Source organism: Pseudomonas sp. 05T35 (assembly GCF_056396605.1).
The window spans coordinates 1-9,258 of the sequence record NZ_JBFTLU010000346.1 but is presented as its reverse complement, the minus strand read 5'-3'; the positions used below and the strand labels follow the sequence as shown (position 1 = coordinate 9,258).

7 protein-coding genes and 3 pseudogenes are annotated in these 9,258 nt (G+C 61.8%); 1 reads left to right on the top strand and 9 read right to left on the bottom strand.

From position 1 onward, the window contains the following. Window positions 1-438, top strand: a pseudogene (locus AC1DH9_RS22240) (dipeptidase); the annotation flags it as partial. A gap of 62 nt (window positions 439-500) precedes the next feature. Here the strand turns inward: AC1DH9_RS22240 and AC1DH9_RS22235 are convergent. The 9 genes and pseudogenes from AC1DH9_RS22235 to AC1DH9_RS22195 form a co-directional block, all read right to left on the bottom strand. Further along, entirely contained in the window at window positions 501-2,228 is a 1,728-nt protein-coding gene (locus AC1DH9_RS22235) for a PAS domain-containing hybrid sensor histidine kinase/response regulator (RefSeq protein WP_427538578.1), read from the bottom strand. Then, the gene (ercA, locus tag AC1DH9_RS22230; protein ID WP_427538575.1) at window positions 2,212-3,375 is read right to left on the bottom strand and encodes an alcohol dehydrogenase-like regulatory protein ErcA; all 1,164 of its coding nucleotides are present in this window, start codon (window positions 3,373-3,375) and stop codon (window positions 2,212-2,214) included. The genes AC1DH9_RS22235 and ercA overlap by 17 nt, the downstream gene beginning before the upstream one ends. Window positions 3,376-3,465: 90 nt before the next feature. Beyond that, window positions 3,466-4,608, bottom strand: coding sequence for a pyrroloquinoline quinone biosynthesis protein PqqE (gene pqqE / locus AC1DH9_RS22225; protein WP_477808787.1), 1,143 nt, complete (start codon window positions 4,606-4,608; stop codon window positions 3,466-3,468). Then, window positions 4,586-4,726 (bottom strand): annotated as a pseudogene (gene pqqD / locus AC1DH9_RS22220) (pyrroloquinoline quinone biosynthesis peptide chaperone PqqD); the annotation flags it as partial. The gene pqqE and the pseudogene pqqD, both read right to left, overlap by 23 nt. 1 nt (window position 4,727) lies before the next feature. Beyond that, window positions 4,728-5,396 (bottom strand): annotated as a pseudogene (pqqC, locus tag AC1DH9_RS22215) (pyrroloquinoline-quinone synthase PqqC); the annotation flags it as partial. A gap of 154 nt (window positions 5,397-5,550) precedes the next feature. Further along, window positions 5,551-6,465 carry a pyrroloquinoline quinone biosynthesis protein PqqB gene (gene pqqB / locus AC1DH9_RS22210; protein WP_427538565.1) on the bottom strand — a complete coding sequence of 305 codons (915 nt, stop codon included), beginning with the start codon at window positions 6,463-6,465 and terminating at the stop codon, window positions 5,551-5,553. Window positions 6,466-6,519: 54 nt separating this feature from the next. Next, a complete protein-coding gene (gene pqqA, locus AC1DH9_RS22205) occupies window positions 6,520-6,591 on the bottom strand; it encodes a pyrroloquinoline quinone precursor peptide PqqA (RefSeq protein ID WP_003253598.1) in 72 nt (23 codons plus the stop codon). A 256-nt stretch (window positions 6,592-6,847) separates the two neighbouring features. Next, entirely contained in the window at window positions 6,848-8,368 is a 1,521-nt protein-coding gene (exaC, locus tag AC1DH9_RS22200) for an acetaldehyde dehydrogenase ExaC (RefSeq protein WP_477808786.1), read from the bottom strand. Between the two features lie 155 nt (window positions 8,369-8,523). After that, window positions 8,524-9,258: outer membrane protein assembly factor BamB family protein (locus AC1DH9_RS22195; protein ID WP_477808785.1), on the bottom strand; the 735-nt coding region annotated here is incomplete at its 5' end.

Here is a 9,258-nt window from a genome sequence, read left to right as displayed (position 1 = left end):
TCCCTGACCTATGTCGGGATGGATGACAAAGCCTTCAAGCTCGCGGTCAACTTGCGCATGCCGGTCGGTAAATCCCCGCAGACGCTCAAAACCGAAATCGCCGATAAGCTTGGCGCCTGGAGCAAGCAGACCCACATTGCCGTGGCCTTCAACTACTCGATCGCCGAGCCGATGCACCGCAACCCTGAGGGTGAATGGGTCAAGGCCCTGCTGGCCGTGGCCAGTGAAAACCTTGGCATGGAACACAAGTTCGGCACCTCCCCCGGCGCCACCTCGGTCCATGAACTGCCCAATGGCGTGCAATTTGGCCTGGCCAGGCCCGAGGTCAAGTACACCGGCCACACCGACAACGAATTCAAGACTGTCGACCAGTTCCTGCTGGACCTGCAGATCGTGACCGAGATGATGGGGCGCGTCGGGCAGTTGCAGAAGCTCTGATCCACCTTTCGGACCCGCTATCCTGGCGGGTCCACTTTTTTGACTGTCTTGACATTCGGGCGCTACCCAAGCAACTGACTCAACGCCGCTCGCAGCTTTCCGGGTTTGACCGGTTTGTTCAGCAGCGGCGCGCCAAGTCGTTGCAAGGAGCGGCGGCACTGATCACTGCGGTCTGCGGTGATGATCACGGCGGGAATGGCGGCGGCGAAATGCTCGCGCAGGTGCCGAATCACGTCGCAGCCGATGACCCCATGGTCCAGGTGGAAATCCGCCAGAATCAATTCCGGTGCCCGCCCCTGCAAGGCCAGCAGCGCAGCGCTCTCGTCGGTTGCCGTCACCACCTCGCAGCCCCACTGGCCGAGCAATGCGCTCATGCTCTCGAGGATGCTCACTTCGTTGTCCAGCACCAGCAGACGACGGCCCGGCAAAGGGTTGCCGGTACTCGGCTGCGGCGCCGCCTGATGGATGGGCAGCGGCACTTGTTCGCCAATCGGTACCTGAATGCTGAACATCGAACCGCGCCCCGGCAACGAGTGGACCTCGACCTTGTGCTCGAGAATTCTCGCGATCCGCTCGACGATAGCCAGTCCCAGCCCCACGCCCTTGCGGTCGGCGGCACGTCCGACGTCCAGCTGGTTGAACTCCAGGAAAATCGAGTCCAGGCGGTCGGCCGGAATACCGCGACCAGTGTCCCAGACTTCCAGGCGCAGGCTCTTGCCACGTCGCCGGGCGCCCAGCAGGATGCTGCCCTGCTCGGTATAGCGGCAGGCATTGCTGAGCAAGTTACGCATGATCCGCGACATCAGCCGCAGGTCGGTGTGGATGGCAAAATTGCCCATGTGTACCCGCAGGTTCAACCCGGCCGCTCCGGCCACCGACTGGAACTCCGAGACCAACGGGCCCAGCAGTTCATCGAGGCGATACAGGGCGATGTCCGGCTTGACCGCGGCCTGGTCGAGACGGGAAATATCCAGCAGATCGGTGAGCAGGTCTTCGGCACCTTCCAGCGCCTGGTGGGTGCGTTCGACCAGCACCTGTTCAACACTGGGCAACGGGCGCTCGCGTAAAGTGGAGATCAGCAGGCGCGCCGCGTTCAACGGTTGCAGCAGGTCGTGGCTGGCGGCGGCCAGGTATTTGTCCTTGCTGTTGTTGGCCGCCTGCGCCGCATCCCGGGCATCGCGCAAGGCCTGTTCGACCTGCTCGCGCTGGGCGATCTGCTGTTGCAGGTTGCGGTTGGCTTCGAGCAGTTCATCGGTGCGCGCAGTAACCCGTTGTTCCAGCTCATCGTTGAGCGTCTGCAAGCGTTGCTGGGCCAGTTTGCGCTCGGTGATATCGGCGACAAAACCTTCCACCAGGCCCTCCTGATCCGGCTTGAGCAGCAAGTTCATCAACACATCGATGTGGCTGCCGTCCTTGCGTCGCAGCTGGGTTTCATAACCCAGCAGGCTGCGTTGAGCTTGCAGGGTCTCAGCGATGTCCTGCACTTCCTGCGCATCGCCGACGAACAACTGGCTTGCCAGATCGGCTCGGGAAAACAGCACTTCCTGTGGTGTCTCATAACCCAGCATGTGCGCCAGCGCCGGGTTGGCGGCGAGCATGCCCTGTTGCAGGCTGGCCTGGAAAATTCCGTGGACTGCGTTTTCGAACAACCATTTGTAGCGGTTGCGTTCGGCTTCCAGCTCGTCGAGACGGGCCGCCAGCTCCGGGTAATGACTCTTGCGCGCCGAATGATTGCCCAGCCCCAGCAATCCGGTCAGCGCCCGTTGTTGCTCGTCAGAGGGCTTCGCCATAGACGACCTCGACATCACGCTGGCTCGACTCGCGGGGGTTGGTGAGAATGCATGGGTCATCCATCGCATGCTGGGACAGGAACGGAATGTCAGACGTGCCAACGCCGTGCAGCCCTAGGGTTTCGTGGAAGCCAATGGCGTGTTTCAGAGCGATAAGGTGCTCCACCAGGCGCCCACAGATCTGCCGATGATTGAGGCCGCGGCAGTCGATGCCGAAGGTCTCGGCAATCACTTTGAAACGCTCCGGTGCCGAGCTGTAATTAAACGCCACGACATGCTCCACCAGCACCGCGTTGCACAAGCCATGAGGCAGGTCGAGGAAACCGCCCAGGCTGTGGGACATGGCGTGCACCGCACCGAGAATCGCGTTGGAGAACGCCAGGCCGGCCTGCATGCTGCCCAGCATGATCTTTTCGCGCAGGGCGATATCTGTCGGGTTGGCGATCATCTGTACCAGATTGCCGTTGATCAGCCGCATGGCCTCCAGCGCATGCGGGTCGGTCAACGGGCCGTGACCGGTGGAGACGAATGCCTCGATAGCGTGCACCAGGGCATCGATGCCGGTACAGGCCGACAGAAACGGGTCCATGCTCAGGGTGGTTTCCGGGTCGATCAGCGACACGTCCGGCACCACGGCCTTGCTGACGATGGAGAACTTCATCCGCTCCTGCTGGTTGGAGATGATCACGAACTGCGAAACATCCGCCGAGGTGCCGGCGGTGGTGGGGATCAGGATCAGCGGCGGGCTCGGTACGCGGATCGTGTCCACGCCCTCGAACTCGAGAATGCTGCGACCGTGGGCAACGACGATGCCGATGCCCTTGCCACAGTCCATGGGGCTGCCGCCGCCTACGGCGACGATCACATCGCAGTGGTTTTCACGGTAGATGTCGGCCCCCAGCATGACCTCTTCGACCCGCGGGTTGGGCGACACGGCGCTGTACAGACAATAGTCGATGCCGAGGGCCTGCAGGCTGGCCTCGACATCGGCGACCCAACCGGCAGCGATTACGCCGGGGTCGCTGACCACCAATACCTTGCGCGCGCCGAAGGTCTTGGCATAGTTGCCGACGTTATGCCGGCAGCCGGCACCAAAGATGATTTCAGGCGAAACGAATTTACGCAGCTGGCTGAGACTCTGGCTCATTGGAAAGCCTGTTTTTATTGTTTTGGAAGGTAATAGCCAGCCTAAAGYATCCCGCTGCGAATGCAATCAGACCAAAGGGTAGCCCGCGCCTCAGCCGCGAAAGATCAACTGCGACGCCTTCTCGTTGCGCAAAGTCAGCTGCTCGATCCCCTGCCCCGGCGCTTCGGCTTGCCGGCGGGCCTCGAGGATCTTGCCATGGTGCGGTGATTTGCTGCACACCGGGTCCGCATTCGCGGCATCGCCGGTGAGCATGAACGCCTGGCAACGGCAGCCACCCAGGTCCTGGTGTTTTTCATCGCAGGAACGACAGGGCTCGGTCATCCACTCATCGCCGCGAAAGCGATTGAAACCGAAGGAGTCGTTCCAGATGTGCTCGATGCTGTGGTCACGCACATTGGGAAACTGCACCGGCAACTGACGGGCGCTATGGCACGGCAACGCGGTGCCGTCCGGGGTGATATCGAGAAACAGGTTGGCCCAGCCGTTCATGCAGGTCTTGGGGCGTTCTTCGTAGTAGTCCGGGGTGACGAAGATCAGCTTGCAGGGGTGACCCTGCTGCTCCAGACGCTGGCGATATTCGTTGGTGATGCGTTCGGCACGCTGCAACTGCTCACGGGTCGGCAACAGGCCGACGCGGTTGAGTTCGGCCCAACCGTAGAACTGGCAGGTGGCCAACTCGACGAAATCCGCCTCCAGCTCCAGGCACAACTCGATGATCTGTCCGATCTGGTCGATGTTGTGCCGATGGGTGACGAAGTTCAGCACCATCGGATAGCCCTGGGCCTTCACCGCCCGGGCCATCGCCAGCTTCTGGGCGAATGCCTTGCGCGAGCCGGCGAGCATGTTGTTGACCGCCTCGTCGGCGGCCTGGAAGCTGATCTGGATATGGTCCAGTCCGGCCTCCTTGAACTGCCGGACCTTGCGCGTGGTCAGGCCGATCCCCGAGGTGATGAGGTTGGTGTAGTAGCCCATGTCCCGGGCGGCCTTGATCAGCTCGGCCAGGTCCTGGCGTACCAATGGCTCGCCACCGGAAAACCCCAGTTGCGCAGCGCCCATGTCCCGTGCCTCGCGGAACACGCGGATCCACTCGGTGGTGCTCAATTCCTCGCCGTGCCGGGCAAAGTCCAGGGGGTTGGAACAATACGGGCACTGCAACGGGYAGCGATAAGTCAGTTCCGCCAGCAGCCACAGCGGCGGGCCCGGACGCGGGTCATTCGATCCAGTATTGAGCATGGGCCACCTCCAGGAACGCCAGCACATCTTCATCGATCCCCGGCACCTCGGGGAAACGCGCCGACAACAGCTCGATGATCGACGCCACATTGCGCTGACCGTCCACCAGGCTGAGGATTGGCATCGAGCATGCTCCACAGTACGTCGAGCTTGAATTGCAGAATCTCCAGCATCCGCTGCTGCCCCTCGCGCGTGACGTAATGCGCCAGGGTAATGCGCAAGCCATGTTCAACATCACGCCGCGCCTGACTCAGGCGTGTACGGAAATACTCGTAGCCGGCAGGGTCGATCCACGGGTAGTGCTGCGGCCAGGCGTCGAGTCGGGATTGATGGATCTGCGGTGCAAAGAGTTCAGTGAGCGAACTGCTGGCGGCCTCCTGCCAACAGGCGCGGCGGGCGAAGTTGACGTAGGCATCCACCGCAAAGCGCACCCCCGGCAGGACCATTTCCTGGGACAGCATCCGCTGACGCGCAATGCCCACCGCCTCCCCCAGCCGCAGCCAGGCCTCGATTCCGCCCTCGCTGCCGGGCACACCATCGTGATCGACAAGGCGTTGCAGCCACTCCCGACGCACCTCGCGATCCGGGCAGTTGGCCAGAATCGCCGCATCCTTGAGCGGGATGTTGAGCTGATAATAAAAACGATTGGCGACCCAGCCCTGGATCTGTTCACGCGTGGCGCGCCCGGCGTACATCGCCTGATGGAACGGATGGTGAATGTGGTAATAGGCGCCCTTGGCGCGCAGTGCCTGTTCGAACTCGGCGGGGGCCAGTGGTGTGTCAGTCATTTCGGATCTCCGGGGAATAACCGTTGGATTCTGTGGTGTTTGTTCTGGCCTCATCGCGAGCAGGCTCGCTCCCACAGTAGAGCTGCTGTGCGCAGAAAATCGGGGCCGACTCGAACCCCTGTGGGAGCGAGCCTGCTCGCGATGAGAGCATCCGCTACAGCAAAATACTCATGCCGTCATAGGCCACCTCAACATCGCGCCGTGCCAGTTCGGCGCGTTCGGCCGAGTCTTCGTCGAGGATCGGGTTGGTGTTATTGATGTGGATGAGAATCTTGCGTTGACGGGGAAATCCCTCCAGCACGTCGAGCATGCCGCCGGGGCCGCTTTGCGCCAGGTGGCCCATCTCGCTGCCCAGACTCTGGCCGACTTCGCACAGGCGCATTTCATCGTCGCGCCACAGCGTGCCGTCGAGCAGCAGGCAGTCGGCGCGCTGCATCCACCCCAGCACCTCGGTATCGACCTCGCCCAGGCCGGGGGCATAGAACAGGCTCGCGCCGCTGCGCAGGTCCTCGATGAACAGGCCGATGGTGTCGCCCGGTTGCGGGTTGCCGCGATTGGGCGAATACGGTGGCGCGTTGCTGCGCAACGGGATCGCCCGCCATTGCAGATGCTCGCAAGCCGCGATCTGGAATGGCTGACTGTCCAGCCCGACGGGCTGCCACTGCAAACCGCCGTTCCAGTGGCTGAGCATGTTGAACAAAGGGAAGCCGCTGCTCAGGTCCTGATGGACCCGCTCGGTGCACCAGACCTGATGCGGGCAGCCTTCGCGCAGGCTGAGCAAACCGGTGCAATGGTCGATCTGGCTGTCCAGCAGCACGACCCCGGCAATCGCCGTATCACGCAAACGACGCGCCGGCTGCAGAGGGGCGAAGCTCTCGAGTTGGGTGCGGATGTCCGGTGAGGCATTGCACAAGACCCAGTCCACACCATTGTCACTCAAGGCAATCGATGACTGGGTACGACGCTGCGCCTTCAGGCGGCCATTACGCACGCCGCTGCACTGGCGACAGTTGCAGTTCCATTGCGGAAATCCACCGCCAGCGGCGGAACCAAGAATGCGGATATGCATGGACAGTGCTCCCGACAAGAGGCCCGGCCACCGTGCAGATGGCCGGACGGAACATCAACGATTGGCGAAATACATCGTCACTTCGAAGCCAATACGCAGGTCGGTAAACGCGGGTTTAGTCCACATGGGTCAATCCTCTTCTTGTGCCGGAGCATTCCGGTAGAGGCATTAATACACGCGAGGACAGACGCCCGAATGCTACTTTCGAAGGAGGTGGTGGGGTGCCTTGGTAGGGGGTGCCGCGCAGATACTGGAACCCTACAAAACCAATGTGGGAGCGAGCCTGCTCGCGATAGCGGACTGACAGTCAACATCACTATCGACTGTACTGGCCTCATCGCGAGCAGGCTCGCTCCCACAGGGTTTGTGGCGTTTTTGCGGGTTAGAAGAAGCCCAGCGGGTTGATGTCGTAGCTCRCCAGCAGGTTTTTGGTCTGTTGGTAGTGGTCGAGCATCATTTTGTGGGTCTCACGGCCAACGCCAGACTTCTTGTAGCCACCAAACGCGGCGTGGGCCGGGTACAGGTGGTAGCAGTTGGTCCAGACACGACCGGCCTTGATCGCCCGGCCCATGCGGTAGGCGCGGTTGATGTCGCGGGTCCACAGGCCGGCACCGAGGCCGAACTCGCTGTCGTTGGCAATCGCCAGGGCTTCGGCTTCGTCCTTGAAGGTGGTGACACCCACCACCGGACCAAAGATTTCTTCCTGGAACACACGCATTTTGTTGTGGCCCTYGAGCAGGGTCGGCTGGATGTAATAGCCGCTCGACAGGTCGCCTTCAAGACGTTCAGCCGCACCGCCGGTCAGCAGCTCGGCGCCCTCCTCCTGAGCGATTTTCAGGTACGAGAGGATCTTGTCGTATTGCTGCTCGGACGCCTGGGCGCCGACCATGGTCTCGGTGTCCAGCGGGTTGCCGCGCTTGATCTTGACGATCTTCTTCATGACCTCGGCCATGAACGGTTCGTAGATCGACTCCTGCACCAGCGCACGGGACGGACAGGTGCAGACTTCGCCCTGGTTGAAGAACGCCAGCACCAGGCCTTCAGCGGCTTTTTCGATGAACGCGGGCTCTGCCTGCATGATGTCGGCGAAGAAAATGTTCGGCGACTTGCCGCCCAGTTYCACGGTCGACGGGATGATGTTCTCGGCGGCGCATTTCATGATGTGCGAACCCACCGGGGTGGAACCGGTGAAGGCAATCTTGGCGATACGCTTGCTGGTGGCCAGGGCCTCGCCGGCTTCGCGACCAAAGCCCTGGACGATGTTCAGCACGCCCGGCGGCAGCAAGTCAGCGATCAACTCGGCGAAGACCATGATCGACAGCGGCGTCTGCTCGGCCGGTTTGAGGACGATGCAGTTACCGGCGGCCAGCGCCGGAGCGAGTTTCCAGGCGGCCATCAGCAGCGGGAAATTCCACGGAATGATTTGCCCGACCACACCCAGCGGTTCGTGAAAATGGTAAGCGGTGGTCAGTTCGTTGATCTCGGCGGCGCCACCTTCCTGGGCACGGATGCAGCCGGCAAAGTAGCGGAAATGGTCTGCCGCCAGCGGTACATCGGCGTTKAGGGTTTCGCGCACAGCCTTGCCGTTGTCCCAGGTTTCGGTCACCGCCAGCACTTCGAGGTTCTGTTCGATGCGGTCGGCGATTTTCAGCAGCACCAGCGAGCGATCCTGAGCCGAGGTCTTGCCCCAGGCGTCGGCAGCGGCATGGGCAGCGTCCAGGGCCTTGTCGATGTCTTCGGCGGTGGAGCGCGGGAACTCGGCGATCGGCTGGCCGTTGACCGGTGAAGTCGTGGTGAAGTACTGGCCTTTGACCGGGGCGACAAACTCACCGCCGATGAAATTGCCGTAGCGTGTCTTGAAGGAAACGACGGCACCGGGTGTTCCGGGTTGAGCGTAGATCATGATGAACCTCTGCTGGGTCGAGGCCTGTCGGTCAACAGGCGATAGACCGATAGTAGAGAGCCCCACAGCCCGGACGAATGCGCCGTTGGCAGGGGGACTCTCGTCATTTGGTCGTAGTATTGCCTTGAGGGTATTCAGGCCCCTCCAGGCTCAGATCAATGCTTGGCCACCAGGTCCTTGGGCAGTTTGAAGGTCCAGAGCATGCCGCCCTGGTTGAAGTCCTTGACCCGCTTGGCCACTTCGCCACCCCACAACGGGACAGCACCGCCCCAGYCGGACAGCACCGAGACGTACTGCTCGCCATCCATCTCCCAGGTAATCGGTGAACCGAGCACACCGGAGCCGGTCTGGAACTCCCAGACCTTTTCCCCGGTCTTGGCGTTGAAGGCCTGCAGGAAGCCTTCCGGCGTACCGGTAAACACCAGATTGCCCTTGGTGGTCAGCACCCCGCCCCACAGCGGCGCGTAGTTTTTGTGCCGCCAGACTTCCTTGCCGGTTTTCGGGTCAATGGCGCGCAGCACGCCGATGTAGTCTTCGTTCAACGGCTTGATGGTGAAGCCGGCGCCGAGGAATGCCGCGCCTTTTTTGTAGGCGATGCCTTCGTTCCAGATGTCCATGCCCCATTCGTTGGACGGTACGTAGAACAGTCCGGTGTCCTGGTTGTAGGCCATCGGCATCCAGTTTTTCGCGCCGAGGAATGCCGGTGCGACAAACACCGAACTGCCTTTTTCTTCAGTGCCTGGCGCGCCCGGGCGGCTGGCTTCGTTGTAAATAGGCCGGCCGTCCTTGTCCAGGCCGCTGGCCCAGGTGATCTTGTCGACAAACGGGAAGCCACGGATGAACTTGCCGTTGGTGCGGTCGAGCACGTAGAAGAAGCCGTTGCGGTCAGC

What these genes read in the sequence shown, in the direction of transcription:
- pqqB (WP_427538565.1), bottom strand. Translation starts at nt 6,465, where the DNA reads ATGCATATCCGCATTCTTGGTTCCGCCGCTGGCGGTGGATTTCCGCAA.
- ercA (WP_427538575.1), bottom strand. Translation starts at nt 3,375, where the DNA reads ATGAGCCAGAGTCTCAGCCAGCTGCGTAAATTCGTTTCGCCTGAAATC.
- AC1DH9_RS22235 (WP_427538578.1), bottom strand. Translation starts at nt 2,228, where the DNA reads ATGGCGAAGCCCTCTGACGAGCAACAACGGGCGCTGACCGGATTGCTG.